The 18240-nt window shown below is 38.3% G+C and carries 16 protein-coding genes and 1 riboswitch; of the genes, 6 read left to right on the top strand and 10 right to left on the bottom strand.

Translation table 11 applies throughout. From position 1 onward, the window contains the following. Window positions 1–5 precede the first annotated feature (5 nt). From cphA to yabG, 6 genes are all read right to left on the bottom strand, one after another. Window positions 6–2678, bottom strand: a complete 2673-nt coding sequence (cphA, locus tag EDD71_RS03425) for a cyanophycin synthetase (RefSeq protein ID WP_133627343.1) — start codon at window positions 2676–2678, stop codon at window positions 6–8. Next, a complete protein-coding gene (locus EDD71_RS03420) occupies window positions 2665–3501 on the bottom strand; it encodes a cyanophycinase (RefSeq protein ID WP_133627457.1) in 837 nt (278 codons plus the stop codon). Before EDD71_RS03420 ends, cphA begins: the two co-directional genes overlap by 14 nt. Window positions 3502–3600: 99 nt before the next feature. After that, on the bottom strand, window positions 3601–5166 hold the full coding sequence (locus tag EDD71_RS03415; RefSeq protein ID WP_133627342.1) for a DUF3794 and LysM peptidoglycan-binding domain-containing protein: 1566 nt from the start codon (window positions 5164–5166) through the stop codon (window positions 3601–3603). Between the two features lie 377 nt (window positions 5167–5543). Continuing rightward, entirely contained in the window at window positions 5544–5801 is a 258-nt protein-coding gene (locus tag EDD71_RS03410) for a Veg family protein (RefSeq protein ID WP_133627341.1), read from the bottom strand. Between the two features lie 252 nt (window positions 5802–6053). Further along, window positions 6054–7403, bottom strand: coding sequence for an N-acetylmuramoyl-L-alanine amidase (locus EDD71_RS03405; protein WP_133627340.1), 1350 nt, complete (start codon window positions 7401–7403; stop codon window positions 6054–6056). 10 nt (window positions 7404–7413) lie between these two features. Further along, a complete protein-coding gene (yabG, locus tag EDD71_RS03400) occupies window positions 7414–8289 on the bottom strand; it encodes a sporulation peptidase YabG (protein WP_133627339.1) in 876 nt (291 codons plus the stop codon). 92 nt (window positions 8290–8381) lie between these two features. Here yabG and EDD71_RS03395 point away from each other — a divergent pair, with 92 nt between their 5' ends. Then, entirely contained in the window at window positions 8382–9179 is a 798-nt protein-coding gene (locus tag EDD71_RS03395; RefSeq protein ID WP_166636322.1) for a glycosyltransferase family 2 protein, read from the top strand. 11 nt (window positions 9180–9190) lie between these two features. Here the strand turns inward: EDD71_RS03395 and EDD71_RS03390 are convergent, their stop codons facing one another. Then, window positions 9191–10186, bottom strand: a complete 996-nt coding sequence (locus EDD71_RS03390; RefSeq protein WP_133627337.1) for a CotS family spore coat protein — start codon at window positions 10184–10186, stop codon at window positions 9191–9193. Window positions 10187–10462: 276 nt separating this feature from the next. Between EDD71_RS03390 and EDD71_RS03385 the strand changes: the two genes are divergently transcribed. Beyond that, complete coding sequence (locus tag EDD71_RS03385) at window positions 10463–12226, top strand: M3 family oligoendopeptidase (protein WP_207669274.1); 1764 nt, start codon at window positions 10463–10465, stop codon at window positions 12224–12226. 113 nt (window positions 12227–12339) lie between these two features. Further along, window positions 12340–13464 carry a glycosyltransferase family 4 protein gene (locus tag EDD71_RS03380; protein WP_133627335.1) on the top strand — a complete coding sequence of 375 codons (1125 nt, stop codon included), beginning with the start codon at window positions 12340–12342 and terminating at the stop codon, window positions 13462–13464. A 5-nt stretch (window positions 13465–13469) separates the two neighbouring features. Here the strand turns inward: EDD71_RS03380 and EDD71_RS03375 are convergent, their stop codons facing one another. From EDD71_RS03375 to cbiM, 3 genes are read right to left on the bottom strand one after another with little or no spacing between them, the layout of a single operon-like run. Continuing rightward, window positions 13470–14195, bottom strand: coding sequence for an energy-coupling factor ABC transporter ATP-binding protein (locus tag EDD71_RS03375; RefSeq protein WP_133627334.1), 726 nt, complete (start codon window positions 14193–14195; stop codon window positions 13470–13472). Between the two features lie 18 nt (window positions 14196–14213). After that, the gene (locus tag EDD71_RS03370; protein WP_243116389.1) at window positions 14214–14993 is read right to left on the bottom strand and encodes an energy-coupling factor transporter transmembrane component T family protein; all 780 of its coding nucleotides are present in this window, start codon (window positions 14991–14993) and stop codon (window positions 14214–14216) included. Between the two features lie 8 nt (window positions 14994–15001). Next, window positions 15002–15988: a cobalt transporter CbiM gene (cbiM, locus tag EDD71_RS03365; protein WP_133627333.1), complete on the bottom strand. Its 987-nt coding sequence runs from the start codon at window positions 15986–15988 to the stop codon at window positions 15002–15004. A 597-nt stretch (window positions 15989–16585) separates the two neighbouring features. After that, a riboswitch (purine riboswitch) is annotated at window positions 16586–16687 on the top strand. A 118-nt stretch (window positions 16688–16805) separates the two neighbouring features. Here cbiM and purE point away from each other — a divergent pair. From purE to purS, 3 genes are read left to right on the top strand one after another with little or no spacing between them, the layout of a single operon-like run. Continuing rightward, window positions 16806–17285, top strand: coding sequence for a 5-(carboxyamino)imidazole ribonucleotide mutase (gene purE / locus EDD71_RS03360; RefSeq protein ID WP_133627332.1), 480 nt, complete (start codon window positions 16806–16808; stop codon window positions 17283–17285). Beyond that, window positions 17285–18001: a phosphoribosylaminoimidazolesuccinocarboxamide synthase gene (gene purC, locus EDD71_RS03355; protein ID WP_133627331.1), complete on the top strand. Its 717-nt coding sequence runs from the start codon at window positions 17285–17287 to the stop codon at window positions 17999–18001. The genes purE and purC overlap by 1 nt, the downstream gene beginning before the upstream one ends. Beyond that, window positions 17994–18239 (top strand): phosphoribosylformylglycinamidine synthase subunit PurS, encoded by a 246-nt coding sequence (purS, locus tag EDD71_RS03350; protein WP_133627330.1) that lies wholly within the window; start codon window positions 17994–17996, stop codon window positions 18237–18239. The genes purC and purS overlap by 8 nt, the downstream gene beginning before the upstream one ends. Window position 18240 lies beyond the last annotated feature (1 nt).

The following is an 18240-nucleotide window of genomic DNA, read 5'->3' as shown; positions in this document are numbered from 1 at the left end:
GCAATTTACGATACAATCTCAAGCTTAATCTCTTTCTTAACCTTACCCTTTTTGAAGCTCTCAATCGTTTTGATTATTCCTTCATAATCCTCATAGAAAACAACTATACAATCCCCGTCCTGCGCATTTTCCATGGCATCTTTTAAGGCCTCCATCTCATTTAGAATTATTCTGTAATCTTTTTTGGATTTTCCCGATGATATAACCCCCTTTTCCAGAAGCTTCGCCACTTCTCCCTCTGCCCTTCCTCTCTTATCCATGTCCTCTTTAATGTAGATGTAATTAAACCCTTCACCGCCTATCCTGCCAAGCTCTATTATATGTGCGTCCATTCTATCCCCTGGAACGCCTATAACGCCTACAAGCCTTCCTGCCTCCATCTTCTTCAATGCATTTAAAACGGCAGTATATCCTCCTATGTTGTGGCCGTAGTCCACAATAACTTTAAAATTATCAAGGTTGTATATGTTAAACCTCCCGGGATTTTGTGACTCATCAAGGCAGAATGTCCTAAGCCCCTTGGCAATTGCTTCTATGTCAACCCCTAAACCAATACATGCGCTTGCTGCAGCCATGGCATTTTCTATGTTGTATTCAAGCTTTCCTTCAAAGGTTGACGGCATTTCTAGAACACCCACAATCGGCTGAACCTTATCGCCATCGAACAGGCATATAAATCCATCCTTTAAAAATACTGCCTTCCCACCGTCTATCATGTGTTTTTTAATAATTATATTATCAGGGTTTTTAGAAAAGTAAATTATATTGCTGTTAACCCTTTCAGTTAAAAGGTTTACGCTTTCATCGTCGGCATTTAAAACTGCATATCCGTTTTTCTTGACGGACTCAGCAACAAGGGATTTAACATATACAAGATCTTCAAGTGTGTTTATTCCATCGATTCCAAGATGATCCTCAGATATGTTTGTTATAACTCCCACATCTGCAAGGTCATATGCAAGTCCTCTTCTTAAAATACCACCCCTTGCCGTCTCCAGCACAGCAACCTCAACCCTTTTATCCATGAGAACTGTTTTTGCGCTTTCAGGACCCGTTGTATCTCCCTTTAAAATGCACTTGTTTCCAATGTAAATTCCGCTTGTAGTTGTCATACCAACACATAGGCCCATCATTGAAAATACATGCCCTATCATTCTTGTTGTTGTTGTTTTTCCGTTGGTTCCCGTTATGGATATAACAGGAATTGAATAGGGAGATATGCCTTCAAAATTAAACTTCTCCTTCACTGCTTCCCTATCCTTAAACAGATAATTTATAATATGCGCTGCAACGTTTCTGCTTTTTCCATAGGAAGGATACATATGCATCCTTATCCCAGGACATGCATTAACCTCGAGTATTACTCCTCCGTTTTCGTTTATGGACTGGGATATGTCGATAGTGCACATATCCACACCTGCAATATCAAGATTTAAGGCCTCGGCTGCCCTTATGGCGTATTCTATGTTGTCGGGATGGATTATATCGGTACAGTCCTTTGCAACCCCTCCCGTTGAAAGGTTTGCATTAAACCTTAATGTGACGGTTTCTCCCTTCCTCGGTACATACTCAAGGCTTAAGCCTTTACTCTTAAGATAATTTACAAGTATATCATCTATTTTAATCTTTGTCAGAGGTTTTTCATGGTCATATCCCCTTAAGGGATTTTCGTTTTCAATTTCTATAAGCTCCCAGAGGCTATGTACCCCGTCGCCCACGACGCACGGAGGCATTCTTAAGGATACAGAAACCACCTTTTTATCAACTACAAGTATCCTGTAATCCTTTCCTTCGATATATTTTTCAACGATTACCTTCTCATTTATTTTTGACGCTATTCCATAGGCCCAGAGGGCTGTTGCATCATCCTTAATGCCAACTGTTACGCCCCTTCCCTGATTTCCATCCAGAGGCTTTATAACTACGGGATAGCCTATCCTGCTGCAAACTTTTAATAAATCGTCGGCATTATCAGCACAATCTCCTTCTGCAACAGGGATACATGCAGTTTTTAATATATCCCTTGTAAGAAGCTTATCACAGGCCATGTCAACTGCAATGCATGAAGTTGAATCGGTAATAGTTGCTTCTATTCTTCTCTGCCGTGCTCCATAGCCAAGCTGAAGCATGCTGTTTTTTCCTATCCTCATCACTGGAATACCCATGTTCCTGGCTGCATCGTATATCCCTCTGGTACTTGGACCAAGCCTTATACCTGCTATTTCCTTTTCTATATGCTCTAAGGCATCCTTCATATCGAAATCCTCGCCCTTTATAAAGCTGTTTATACATATAAGTGCATACTCGGCACATAGAAGACCAGCTTCTTCAAGCTCATACTGATAAACAATGTAGTATATATTTTTATCAACGCACCTTGCTTTTCCATATTTAACATCCTTAAAGCCAAGGCTGTTTTGCATTTCTATTATCATATGCTCAAATATATGAGGAAGATATGTTCCTTCCTTAAGCCTGTCTACAAATCCACCTTCATATCCTAGAGAACAGTGATGCTTTTCAAGCCCTGGAAGCGCTTTAAGAAGCCTCTCGTTAAACCCTCCTATATCCTTTGATGGTGTTTCGTATAGTTCTTCAACATCAACTGTAAGCCTTATACAGGGTTTATAACTGTATATGTTCCTTCCTGTATAGACTCTTTTGTCAACTATCTTCATTTTTATCCTCCTTGTTTTCCCTCTTAGGTATCGGTACCCTGTTTCTCATGTCATATTTATAACCCCTTGGCAATATGTGAATCTTTATATCCGTTATGGCCAGAGTTTCCTGCGGCAGAAGCTCGGATATGTTGGTATGGGTTATAAGACTTCCATCTATCACCGTAACAGCTCCGGAACCAATGACCCGAAATACGCTGCTGCCTTCAACTACTATAGCTGTATTTTCATCTATTCCAATCCCCAGGCTTTCAGGATTCTGGGCAACCCCTCCAAGAAGCCTCCCTATTCTTCCCCTCTGGGCAAAGTGCTGGTCTATAAGTACACCCCTTATAATGTCAAGGCCAGGTGCCATTTTAAGAGCGACTTTTCTCGGTGAATCATCATCCTTTCCTGAAACCACCATGGTGGAACAAACACAGGAGGCACCTGCACTTGTTCCAACGATTAAAGTTCCATTCCTGTATGCCTGTTTAAGGCTTTCATAAAGACCTGTTCCTCCTATAAGGCTTGTTATTTTAAGCTGATCTCCTCCTGTAAAAAATACACATCCACTGCTTTCTATTTCCTTGCAGAACTCAACTTTATTTGCATCATGCCTATCCTTTATATCGATGATTTTAATGTCATGCAAGTGGAGCCTGTTAAAGGTTTTTTTGTATAAAGCCCCAACCTCCTCAGGATATTCGGTTGCAGCAGTTAAAACGATAAGAGGCCCCCCCTTGGAAGAGGTTTTTTTAACCACCTCCTTAAGTATCTCGCACTTATCTGCTTTATCCTCTGCACCTCCGATTATTATTAAATTGCCAAAATAATCTTCCATATGATCACCGTCAACCCTAAAAAATGATAGTTCTTTTATATTTTTTCCATGAAAAAGGTATTTATACAAAAAAAATCTCCCTTATTGAGGGAGAATTTTTTACTTAATGAACATTTTTTTAGGAATTAAAAGCTTCATGCCCGCTTCAATGTGATCCGGATTTTCCAGATCGTTAAGCTTTAATATATCCTCTACGGTTGTGCAGTACTTCTTTGCAATCTTCCAGAGGGTATCGTTTGGCTGTACCATATATATAACTATTGTTGGCATGTTCTTTATATTATCAGGAATTTCAGCTTCTACAACTGATTTTACTATATCCATGTTTATTTTGTAGAATACCTTTGCCGAGCAGCCAACGATTATCTTTATATCCACTTCCTTCTGGGACACCTTATCATGGGATGCATGTTCTATATTGACATCAACCTCACTTATCATGTCTATTCTCGTCCCAGGAATTTCAACCGTTGACTTAAAGGGCAGCTCCTCCTCGAAACTTGTCATACCCCTATCATCGGTTACAGTATACATGAGGGAACAGTTTACAACTCCCTCAACAATTACCTTGTCCTCAACTATTTTTACATCGGTGATGATTGGATTTGTAACCATGTACTTTACGACATCTATAGGCTCCTGATCCTCTGGAAGCACTATTCTTTCCTTTATCGTCTGACTGTCTGAATTTTCTCCAAAGAGGCTTGTAACTTTGATGTTTTCCTTCTCAATCTCATACCTTGCCTGAGATGAATACGCATCTATTATGTTCTCCATCTCTCTTGTCATAAATACCTTTACACCTATACTCACTCCTGCCTCTATTTCTATTGCCCTCTTTTCCCCTGCTTCATTTTCTACTGGAGTGCATATAACGTCGTCTATTCTAAAATTTTCATCACATTTCATCCCCGGCTTTACTTCCGGCATTTCTATCTCATGTGTGAAGGCGACATCCTGCTCGCCATGTTTTATATCATTACTCCTGGTGTCGTATACAACTTCCATTAGGGCACAGGCATTAACAACAATCTTTCCTTCGTAGACGGAGACATCCTTTTTATGAATATGGACATTATATTTAAGTATGTCCTTAACCTCCTCCATATCCTCTGGTATTTCAATTTTTCCCTTTATTATTGTCTGCTGGCTGTTATCCCCAACATATTCATCAACCCGAACTTTGTCCTTCAATATCTGAACGTCCTCACCCTTAATGTCAACTATTGTCTCCGCAGCTTCCTTTTCATATACCATGCCCTTTATGTTTACCACTGCATTAACCTTTATCTTTTTGGTTGGTGCATTTATTGGCTCGTAATCCTTATGTTCTATATTTGTTGCTATTTTGCAGGACATTCTGGGAAGAGCTCCTGGAACCTGTATGTTATGCGTGAAGTTCGATGTGGCGCTTACCTTGTATATGCCCCTATTGTCATCTGAAGATGAATAGAGGATATCAAAGTCCATCTTACCCTCGATGATTATCCTGTCCTCGACTACTTCGCTGCTTAATATGGAAACCCTGGTATCCATATTAAGTACCTTTGCAATCTCGGGATTCCTCTCAGGAATTACTATATCGCCATTTACCATTGTTTGGCTTATGCCTTCTCCAATCAGTTTTTCATAGTTTATCATATCTCTTATAAGTTCTACAGACATTATATCCCTCCCACCCTAAATTACCTAATATAATATATAGTTCCTTCTATGAAATTATGCCTTTTGAAGGATTAATATGATAAAAACGTATAATTATTCGAATATTTTATCTTAACTTAATTTTGCTTCTTTTTTCTAACCAGTTGACACAATACGACATATGCTTTAATATATAGAATTGTTGATGACCATATAACCTCTCATAAATTCTCAATACCCTATAAAGATCTTAATCTTTTATCCCCCTATTTAAAAGATTAAGCTTAAGTTTAACTTTTAAAGTTAAGCTGCCAAACCCATAACCCCATACGAAAAACCGCCCAGGGCGGTTTTTCGTATTTTTTGCATAAAAAAAGATAAACCTAAAATCAGGTTTATCATATTGCTACATTGTTGTTTTTAAATACCAGCTGTACCGTTTGTGTCAATATGTCTGAATAGCTATAGGAAATCGTTCTCGATGTTCTGTCATTTCCTTCAACTCTTATAACGAATATGTTAGGGTATGTCTTTTCAAGGATGCCTTCTCTAACCATAACTTTTCTTCTTCCGCTGTTAGCCTTAAGAAGAACTTTTTCACCTACGTGCTCATCTATATCTTTTTTGATAGCACTTAAAATTTCCTTTCCCTTCATGTACAACACCCTCTTTCCACATTTAATATTTTACATCAAAAAAATATTTTCGTCAATAAAAATATAATATTTTATCAGCATTTTATTATCATGTCAACATAAAAACAATATATTCTTTCACTAACTGTTGATGTAGAAAATATTTATATGAGCTTAATTTTGTTTTTTCACTGATTAAAACTTTATTTGAGAGTTGATTTTATGCAAAATACAGTTTTCGACATCAATATAAAATATCCCCTAAGGATATCCTTAAGGGATAACACCATAATAAAGGCATATTGCATCAAAAATGGCCTGAGCTATCGCCTTATAATTTTCCTCCGTATATTTCATTATATCCCTGTTGCCGCTCATATACATGCACTCCAATATTATTCCACTTACCTTGCATTCTCTAAGCAAATAATAGTCTCCTACCCTGACACCTCTGTCTTTAACTTCTATTCTTTCACTGATCTTCCTGCAAATTAACTCTCCCAATTTTATAGCCTCATTATCCTTTTCATAGCAGTAAGACTCAACTCCGTTTACCCCGGAATGGAAAAAACTGTTTTGATGTATGCTTATGAAAAAATCCGGCCTCGTAGAGTTTATAAGCTCCACTCTTTCACCAAGGGTTTTGTATTCATCACAGGTTCTTGTCAAAACAACCGTTAAGCCAGTCTTTTCAAGGAGTTTCTGAAGGCTTAATGCTATATAAAGATTAACATCCTTTTCAACAACACCCTCCTTTACGTTTCCTGAATCCTTCCCACCATGTCCAGGGTCTATTACTATTCTCCTGTTAATAAGGGGTTTATCATTATATTCATTTGACACATTTTTAAACTCTATTCCCGTATAATAATGTTTAATTATATCCTTATATCCTACACCCTGGGATGCAAGGCTATTTGCTCCATCAATACATATTCCAAGTCCAAGCCCCTCACCTATTACCTTGAACCTTAAGCTGTCTTCCACAAAAAAAACCCTTGTGCTTTCCAGGTTGAAAAGATTAATAAATTCTTCCCCGGAAAGAATCCTTCCCATTACGTTAATTTCAATTATTCTTCCGGTCTCATCCCTTTTAATGTTTTTTAAAATATTGTCAATATCGTTTTTATACTCTGTGCCCTTTATACTCAATTTATCCTTTATTTCCTGAAGGCTTATAACTTTTTCTTTATACGAATTGCTGCAGTGTCTGCAAAGCACCCTTCTAAGATAGTTAACCCTATATCCCAGTATCTCCTCTGAATTTGACGTGCCTCCTCCACAACACTTGGTATAATAAAATTCAACCAGATTATCCCCGCTTATAGCGACAATCCCCTCCGTTTCATCCATAGCTCTTTTGATAATTTCTTTTTGTTCATATTCCAGGGAATTAAAAATGTCCTCCTGTATAACTATATAATTGTCACCAGGAAGATAATATTTTGAACCTTTAATATTCTTATACAAACTGCTTCTTAAAAGCACAACTATTGCCTTTATAACTTCAATATTGAGCTTATGAAATTCCATCTCAGCCAATTTACAGGCTATAACAAAGTTTATATCCTCTTTAACTATTCTCCCATCCTTTGAAAAAACCTCTACTAACACCTTTTCCATGAAATCACTCCTATTCGTAGGGAGATTTTGGTGTTCCCTCCCTGAACTTTCCCCTTGTTTGAAGGCCACCAATCCCCCTTGTTCCCGTTATGGTATTTTCAAGTATCTCCTGAGGAGTAAAAAATTTAGATATGCTCCCAAAGGCTATTTTTTCACATATGAATACGGGATCAAGGGCGTGAATGAGAATTCTATGGGGTGAACTGGCAAAATTGGCACCTGCATCGATAAGAGCCTCAAAATGGGATTGGCATGCTCCTGCAAATATTACAAGATCGTCATAGGATGGCTCAAATTCCCTTGCTATTTTCACTGCTTTTACAAAATATTTTGAATTTCTATAGCTGTCCAGACTTCTAAAGTTTACACTTCCCTTAAGCATGCCGTCATGCCCTGTAATTACCAGTATGTCAGGCCTGTATTCTTTAAGTAAGTCCATTATTACTTCTGGCTGCTGGAGTTCGGGGACTGGTCTTCCGATTGCTTCAACTCCGAGCTGCTTGTATCCCCGAAGACATACATTTAGATATTCTTCATCGCCATCTAAATGCATCACCTTTCCTGCCTTTCCAAAGGTTATACCATCTTCTGTCCTTTGTATTACTCCACCCCTGAATCTTGTGGTCTGGTTTCTCCTTGCAAGAAGTATTTTCTTCATAATGGTGTTTACCTTTTTGTTATATGTTTCATCGTTCAGGCTTATTCTGTTAAGTGAAGGCTTTTCAAGATCCTCCCCTGGAGCATCGGCCATTATCCTCAGGTTTGTACCCTTTAATATATAAAAATTCCTTCCGTCCTGCTTTTTAACAATCTGAACTATTTTAAAATATATATCGCCTCCATAGGATTTTCGAATAACGATATCTCCAACCTTTAGTTCATCCATGGAACCACTCTCCTTCAAAAGGTATATTATATAATATGAAATATCGACAATTTTTGTTAACGACAATTTGAGAGATGTGGAGAGTGGTTCTTATGATATATGTAATTATCCCCTGCTATAATGAAGGCAGGTTTATTAAAGAGATATTAAAGGAAGTAAGCAAAAGCGATGCTGATAAAATACTCGTTGTAGATAACGGGAGCACAGACAATACGCTTGATATTTTAAAAAGTTTTGAATCCCATAAAATAAATATACTATACTGCAATACACCCTTAGGTCACGACGTTCCAAGGGCTGTAGGGCTCTCCTATGCCCTTTCCGATGGAGGTGAATACTTTATATTTATAGATGGAGACATGCTTGGAATTACAAAGGATGATATAAATACCCTTATAAAATCATTAAAACTGGGAGTTGACCTATCCCTTACCGACTGCTATTACGATAATGAACTTCCATCGGGGCTTGCCTACTATGTCCTTGAATTTAGAAAGATGCTGAATATGGAGCTTAACCTTTTCGACAAGATAAAATACTCAACGCCCTCCCACGGGCCACATGGAATTTCAAAACGCCTTGCTGAATCCATCCCCATTCATTATATATCCATTCCTCCCCTGCTTTTGTGCTGGGCAGTTAAGATGGGATTTACGGTGGATGTTGGGCTAAACAAACTCCACAGATTTTTAAGCCTTATGTCCAGGACGGAAAAACATGCTTTAAAAATGGCGGAAACAATAATAGGCGACTGCATATGCGGAATCAACTACGTCAAAAACAATACCTTGAGCAGAGTATATGAAGATATTGAATATACGGGATACCATAAGGACAGGCGCTTTGATCTTCTTGATATAATGTTAAATGATGCTGCCCTAAAAGCTTAGAGCAGCATCATTTATTTAAAAATCTCATCCACATTTCCTATGAAATTCAAATATTTTTCCTTTTCTTCGATTATCTCCCTCATCTTTTTGATGAACACCCCTTCGCTCCAGCCTGATTCTCTATAATAGAACCTGTTTGCAAGCCTCCAGAACCTCTGGGGGAATATAAGGAGCGTTTTAAGCATATTTTCCTCCTCACTGCTAATTTGTCTTACCCTATTATATGCACCTACAATAGCCCTTGCATATTCAACGTTCCAGTCAAGCCTCTTGAGGGCTTTTATTATAAGCGTTGAAACATCATATATCTGAAGCTCTGATTTACAGTAATCAAAATCTACTATGTGAGCGTTTTCATCCTTATCGAACAGTATATTATGGTATGTGTAATCGTGATGGCATAGAACCCTGTCAAAATAGGACCTTTCACAAAGCCTTATATACCCCTCCATATCAAGTGTCTTAACTGCCTGCTTTGCAAGGTCCAGGTAGGAATCAACATTGGATAGGTACATAATATCAAACTCAGTTTTTCTCCTGTTCTTTCTTGCTATGTCCCTCATTTTATTAAGTGTTGACATCCTCTTTTCCATGGTCTGAGGGAGCTTTCCTATATCATCCCTGACTTTAACGCTCTCATCGGGAATAAAGCCCCGTGCACTTAAGTGAAATACTGCAAGGGTTTCCGATGCCTTCATCAATTCGTCAATTTTTTTAAAATCACATTCCCTCCCCTCAATCCAATCTGTTATAACGTATATGTCGTCATTTACAAGGGCATAGGGGGTTCCTTCAAGGGATAGATTATACCTGTCAATATTTTTAAAACCGTTTCTTATTATATGTTCCTTTGCTTGATATAAATACATCAACTTTTGAATTCCGTAATTTATCTTTTTTAAACATTTGTTTCCTTTATTAGTTTTTAGAAGATACACTCCTCTCATTGGTATAAATTCGTATATTTTAAATCCAAACTGTGTTGATATTTCAGTTTCTCTTACCATATAATCACCCCCTAACTATTTTTATGTCGTAGAAAGCATTTGTATGATAAATAAGAAACAATAAAGATTTGCCATTTCTGTTGTAGGGGAGAACATCGTTTCTTCGCACAGTAATGGCTATTTTGCCGGTAGCACTGTTCGCCTCTACAAGGTATCAGCAATTTTAAAGCAATAGATATTTTTCTTTCAACACATACTAATATTGCCGCAAGTTGAATTGTTCTGAAAATAGAGGTATTATTAAATAAAACCGTCAGGAGGGATAATATGGATAATATGAGATGGAGCCTTGATACTCTTTACACTTCCTTTGATTCGGAGGAATTCAGGGAGGATCTTAAAAGGTGCGATGAATACATTAAGAATATTAAAGAGTGGGTCAAGAACAATCTTTCAACAAAGGATGATCCTGTAGAAAAAATTGAAGAGTTTATAAAGATTCAAAACGAATTTTATTCACTTTTTTCAAAGCTCTCAGCATATACGGAGCTTACACTGAGCGTTGAGGCTAAAAATGAGAAGGCTCTTCGCACTTCAGACATACTCTATGGAAAAATACCTGAACTTACCGAACCGACATCCACATTTAAAAAGTGGGTTGGTTCACTTGAAGATATTGATAACATAATAGAAGCCTCTGAGCTTTTAAAGGAGCACAGGTTCTATTTAAAGGAAATAGTGAGAAGAAGCAAATACTTATTAAGCGATAAGGAAGAAGTCATAATAGCTAAAATGAAAAACACAGGCTCAAACGCATGGTCAAAGCTTCAAAATCTTCTATCCTCCACGCTTCTTGTTGATATAACTATAGACGGTGAAGAAAAACATCTGCCCCTGCCAGTTGTAAGGAATATGGCCTACGATAAAAACCCTGAAGTTAGAAAAAGCGCATACTATGCAGAGCTTAAGGCATATGAGAAAATCGAAGAGTCCTCTGCAGCATGCTTAAACGGAATTAAGGGGGAGGTTATTACAATATCAAAGCTTCGAGGATATAATTCAGTACTTGAGAAAACCCTTATGGATTCAAGAATGGATAAGGAAACCCTCGATGCAATGTTATCCGCTATGAGGGAAAGCCTTCCATATTTCCACAGGTACTACAGAAAAAAGGCTGAGATACTTGGACATAAAAACGGGCTTCCATTCTACGACCTCTTTGCCCCTGTTGGAGAGGCTGACATGAGATTTACATTTGAGGAGGCCAGGGATTTTATAGTTAATAGCTTCAAAGGCTTTAGCAAAAGGCTTTCCGATTATGTTAAAAATGCATTCGATAAGAGATGGATAGATGCAGAGCCAAGGGAAGGAAAAAGAGGAGGGGCTTTCTGCTATAATCTTCATCCAATAAAGGAAAGCAGAATACTTTCAAACTTTACAGGAAGCTTTAACGATGTCAGCACTTTAGCCCATGAACTTGGACATGGATATCACGGAGCCTGCCTTGTTAATGAAAGCTTTTTAAACAGCGATTATCCAATGCCCCTTGCAGAAACTGCATCGATATTTAATGAAACCATAATAAAAAACGCTGCCCTTAAGGAGGCAGGAAAGGAAGAGGCCCTTACAATCCTTGAGAGCGATATATCGTCCTCAGGTCAGGTTATAGTCGATATTTACAGCAGATTTCTATTTGAAAGCGAGCTCTTTAGAAGAAGGGAAGAGGGAGCTCTCTCTGTAAATGAACTTAAGGAAATGATGCTTAACGCCCAGAAGGAAGCCTATGGAGATGGGCTTGATCATAATTACCTCCATCCATATATGTGGATAAACAAACCCCATTACTACTATGCTGAAGCGAACTTCTACAACTTTCCCTATGCCTTTGGCCTTCTCTTTGCAAAGGGATTATATGCTGAGTACCTTAAGCGCGGAGAGGAGTTCGTAGAATCTTACGATAATCTCCTTGCAGCGACAGGGAAAAACAGCATAGCCGATGTGGCTGCAATGATGAACATAGACGTTCACTCAATAGATTTCTGGAGAAGTTCCCTTAAGGTTATTGAAGAGGATATAGAGAAGTTCATATCATTAACATAAGGTAACATATATAAAATATTTTACCTTATGTCTTCTTCACAATGTATTGGCTCTCACACAATCAAACCGCAATCCATATTATGGTATAGTAGAAATTAAATTGTGAGGTTGCCATGAATATAGGAATTGATGCACGGGCGGCAAGATGGTATAGGGGAACAGGAATTGGAACCTATACCTACCAGTTGATATACAATATAAATCTCATTGATAAACTAAACAGGTATCTTCTTTTTCTTCCTGATGAAAATATATCCGATCTTAACCCCGGGGATAATATAGATATCAGGCTGATATCCGAGGACAGAAGGGAAAATTTTTGGGAGGAAATAGATATTCCAAATATACTAACAAATACAGGAATGGATATATACCATGTCCCTCAAAACGGTATAGGCCTTCCCAGGGAGAAAACTTCCCCCTTTGTCATAACCCTTCATGATGTTATTCCCTTCAGAATGCCCGAGACTGTAGGGCCCCAGTATCTAAAAATATATACGAAGGAAATACCTGAAATCATACCCCTCTGCGACGGAATAATAACGGTGTCGGAATTTTCAAAACAGGATATAATAAAATCCATGGGCTTCCCTGAGGATAAAATCTTCGTTACCCATCTTGCAGCAGAGGATATATACTATCCTCAGAATAAAACGTTGTGCAAAAACTTTGTAAAGGAAAACTATAAAATTGAAGAAAATTTCATACTCTATGTAGGAGGCTTCAGTCCCAGGAAAAACATAACGGGACTCATTCAGGCCTTCAGCAAAATAAAGCCAAAGCTTAAGAAAAAATATAAACTCGTTATACTTGGCAAAAAGGGACGTTCCTACTATGACTACAGGGATCTTGCCTATGAACTCGGCCTTAAGGAAGATGTAATTTTTACAGGATATGTCCCCGTTGAAGAGCTTCCCGTATTCTATAATGCAGCAAGCGTGTTCTGCTACCCTTCATTCTACGAAGGCTTTGGACTTCCTCCCCTTGAGGCAATGGCCTGTGGAACTCCCACCATAGCTTCAAACGTCACCTCCATCCCTGAAATATTGGGAGATGACGCCCTTTATATAAAGCCTGAAAACATAGACGATATAGCGGAAAAGCTCCTTATGCTCATAGAAGATGAGAAGTTAAGAATTGAAATGTCCTTTAAGGGCCTTAGAAGAAGTGCAATGTACAACTGGAAGAAAACGGCTGTTGAAACTATAAATGCCTACAGGCAAATAGCAGGTAAATAAACCTGCTATTTTATGTTGTTCTCATACAAAAATTCATCATCTGAAATTATCCTGCCGTATTCGTCATCCCTTATTATTGTGTGCTCCTTTGAAAATACCACTGCCCTTTTAAAAACGCCATCGACATACTCAAAGTCATGGGTTGAACATATTATCGTTTTTCCGTGGGAGTTTAGCTTTATGAGAAGATCCCTGAGAAATCTCTTCGTTTTTGGATCAAGCCCATTCATAGGCTCATCAAGGACAAGCACATCGGGATTATGAGCAAGTACAGAGGCCACTGCAACCTTTCTCTTCTCTCCACCGCTAAGGTGGTATGGTACCCTGCACCTAAGCTCTTCTATTTGAAGAAGCTTTAAAAGGTCTGAAACTCTCCTCTCTATCTCTCCCTCGGAAAGCCCCATTTGCCTCGGTGCAAAGGCTATTTCATCATATACCGTTGGATTAAAAAGCTGTGAGTCTGAGCTTTGAAAAACAAACCCTATCCTTTTATGAAATTTTTTAGAAAATGCATTGTCCTCCAGCCTTTTAGCAGTAATGCTTGTTCCATCAAAAAAATATTCCCCTCTTTGAGGAAACAGGATTCCGTTTATAATCTTTAAAAGGGTTGATTTTCCACTTCCATTGGGGCCTATGAGGGCTATTGACTCCCCTTTTGCTATGTATAAGTTTATATCTTTAAGTGCCGGGGCATCTTTATAGCTAAAGGATATGTTTCTAATTTCAATCAAGGCTGCCTCACCCTCCAGTTAAAAATATGCTGCAGTTAAAGCTAGTACAATTATAGCATAAACTGCATCTATCCTCGATATGTTAAAGGCTAATACCCTTTTATATTCTCCTGTAAAACCCCTGCATTCCATGGCCGAGTAAAGCTCCTCCCCCATTTCCTTCGATTTTAAAAATAAATTCCCCATAAGGGCTGATATTGAGGAGTATTTGTTGTTGTTTTTGCCTATAGATCTAATTTTAAGGGCAGTAAGCATATTTAATGATATCTCTCCAAGAAGATAAATATATTTTAAAGTTATTTCAAGCACCAGTATGAAAATATCCGGTATTAGAAGAAGTTTAAGCGAGGCTGACACATCAAACCATCCAGTGGATACCGATAAAATATTGGCCATTGAGACGGTGAGTAAAACCTTGTATACGATAATTAAGCTGTTTATTATGTTTCCCGTTGCCATGGATGGTATAAGCATAACAGCACTAAAGGAAGACGCTGTAATTCCAAGGGCTAAAACTCTTTTTCTGTCGCTTTTTTCAAGCATAATAAGGTTTATTAAAACAAATAATCCTGCAGAGAGAAGAAAGGTTGCGTCCCGTGAAGTTGACACACATACAACAGTTAAAATGGTTGAAATAAGCTTTAATGGTGGAGTTACACCATAAAGGATCCCTCTCCTTTGCCCACCCAATCTATCGATCTTTGATAATATTTTCAGTATAGACATCAGACTTTTGTCTATAAATTTTAAGCTGTCACTTCCAGGTTCGTACCTATCCTCTCTAAAAAGCCAATCCACACTTCCACCTACTTATCAGTTATTTTAACTTCCCTTTTTATAAATAGAGCTGCTGAAATGGCCATGAAAAGAAACACTATTATCAAAACGCCTATAATACCGGACAATATATATCCCATATGTTCCGAAAAGCCTGGAACGGTATAGTCAGGAAGGCTCGATTTGAAGTTAAAGCCCTTTTCCATTCCCTGGGGGACAAATCCTACAATGCTCTTTATTTCATCAGCCCCCCACTCGCCCCATGCGGTGCCCGATGCTAAAAGCCCTAGAGGTGAGAGAATGATCATAACGATAAGGGCTACATAGAGGGGTCTTATCTTTAAACCTCTTCCTTCATTTAGCCCTTCCCCTGAAACTTTTCTTATATATCCATAAACCCCTGCCGTTACGATTCCCTCTACAACCCCGGCAACAAGCAGGTGTGGTATCATCATGGCAGGAACCGAAATGCTCAGCCCATAGGGGTTATAAAGGGGCATTCCCGATGCATCCTTGAAAAGAACAGGCTGTATTCCAAGCTCTACCGCTGTAAAAAGTGCAGCAGCATTTAAGGATACATATCCTGCTAAAAATGCAGCTATGTAATTTCTTCTGTTTCCACCTCTGCCCATCATTATTTTGTAAATATAGTGTGCCGTAAAGGGCATGATAAAGGCAAGGTTAAAGGCGTTTGCACCAAGGGCTAATATTCCGCCATCTCCAAAGAAAAGGGCCTGAACTGCGAGGGCTATTGTAACCGATATTGAGGCAGCGTAGGGACCTAAAAGTATTGAAATAAGTGCTGCCCCAACGGCATGGCCCGTTGTTCCCCCCGGAAGAGGAAGGTTAAACATCATGATTAAAAATGAAAATGCTGCTCCCACTCCAAGCAGGGGCATCTTCTTCTTTGAAAATTCCCTTTTAACGTTTGCTGAAGCTCTTTTCCATACTGGAACCATTGCAGCACCTAACACTGCACAGGTTGACGGGCTTAAATAGTTCTCTGGAATATGCATAAAACACCTCCTCAAAAAATAAAGGCAGCACAAATAGTGCTACCTTCGTGGTAAGCTTTTCATTTAATATACGCATTGGGGGCTTCTTAAAACATATCAACCGGTGAAGGCCTTCGTGACCTTTCTTTTATAATTATAATACATTTAGGGACGGTTAACAACATCTAACTGTTACCTTCCCTTAGAAAATGTCAGCCAGTGGTAAGTAAGGATTACAAAAAGATTTTTCGAAATTAATATATTTTATTAAATATAATATTCGTATTGTAACGAAATTTAATCTTTATTTTAACAAAAATATTGATTTATTTGCAGTAAAATGATAATATACAAATATAAAATTAATCCGTTGTGCTAGATAAATTTACAGACTGACGCTGCGATAAAAAATATGTTCCATTCACGAGTACGCTTAGCAAAGAAGTTCTAAGGCTCGGGATTTGAAAAATCAAGAACTTTCGTTAAACTCGCTTCTCTCAAACAAACGAAAGTTCTAGGATTTTTCTGCATCCCTTCGCCTAGAACTTCTAATTGCCCGCTTTATGTGAATTTCATATATTTTTTATCTCCGCTTAGTTCTTGAATTAGCACAACGGATAAAATTAATATTCATTTATCCATATAATTCTGGAAATATGGTTCAGAAGTTTCTACCGAAAGACCGTAAATCTTTCGACTATGGGTAAATTCAACGATTAGACATTCTCTATATGTCAAGACGTATAGTATTTTGTCTTTATTCACTCTGAATTTACCCACAGGGTGAATTTTGTTCTTTTTGTTCAAACATTAAATTTTCATATCAGGAGGTCTTGCTATGAAGGCAGCTATCATTTTCGGAAGCAAATCAGATGTTAACGTAATGAAGGGCGCTGCAGAGTGCTTAAAAGAGTTTGGAGTTGAGTACAGGGCCTTTATATTATCTGCCCACAGGGTTCCGGAAAAGCTGATTGAAACCATTGAGCATCTTGAAAGAGAAGGCTGTGAATGTATAATCGCAGGGGCAGGCCTTGCAGCACACCTTCCAGGAGTAATAGCATCCCATACAACTATTCCTGTCATTGGAGTTCCCATAAACGCATCCCTCATGGGACTTGATTCACTTCTCTCAATAGTTCAAATGCCAAAATCAATTCCTGTTGCTGCAGTTGGTATAAACAACAGCTACAATGCCGGCATGCTGGCCGTCCAAATACTATCCATAAAATATCCTAAGCTCGGTAAGAAGTTAAAAAGCTTCAGATTAAACATAAAGGATAAATTTATAAAAGAAAATGATGAAGGAGTTGAACTTTAATGGAAAAGAAGGAGTTTCTTTATGAAGGAAAGGCTAAGAAGGTGTATTCCACCGACCATGATGACAGGGTAATAATTTATTACAAGGACGATGCAACGGCCTTTAATGGTGAAAAAAGGGACCAGATTGAGGATAAAGGAATTTTCAATAACAGTATAACATCCATGATTTTTGAGCTCCTTGAAAAACACGGTGTTAAAACCCACTTTATAAAAAAACTGAATGAAAGGGAGCAGCTCTGCAGAAAAGTTGAAATAATACCCCTTGAGGTCATAGTTAGAAACACGGCTGCCGGAAGCATGGCTAAAAGGCTTGGCATCGAAGAGGGAATGGAGCTTAAAACAACCGTCTTTGAAATAAGCTACAAAAACGATGATCTTGGAGACCCCCTTATAAACGATTATCACGCAGTAGCCATAGGACTTACAACCTTTGAGGAGCTTGAAACCATATACAAAACAGCAGAAAGGGTTAACAGCATTCTAAAGGATTTCTTCTTAAAGCAAAACATAAAGCTCATAGATTTTAAGCTTGAATTTGGAAGATATAATGGAGAAATACTCCTTGCAGATGAAATATCACCTGATACATGCAGATTCTGGGACGCTGCAACAGGTGAAAAGCTGGATAAGGACAGATTTAGAAGGGACCTTGGGAACGTGCGTGAAGCATATGCCGAGATACTTAAGAGAATAGGAGGAGTAGTCAATGCTTAAGGCATATATAGATGTAACCTTAAAAAAAAGTATTCTGGATCCTCAGGGAACGGCAGTAAAGGAAGGGCTTTCAAAACTCGGATTTGAGGTAGAAACCGTTAGAATAGGAAAACATATAGAAGTTACGCTAAACGATATGAATAGGGAAAATGCAGAGAAATTGATTGATGAAATGTGTCTAAAGCTTTTGATAAACCCTGAAATTGAGGTATATTCATACAGAATCGAGGAGGAATAAA

The organism is Fonticella tunisiensis (assembly GCF_004364155.1).
In the GTDB taxonomy this organism is placed as follows: Bacteria; Bacillota; Clostridia; order Clostridiales; family Caloramatoraceae; genus Fonticella; species Fonticella tunisiensis.
Note: the sequence above shows the minus strand (reverse complement) of the source record. Positions and strands in the feature narration are given on the sequence as shown.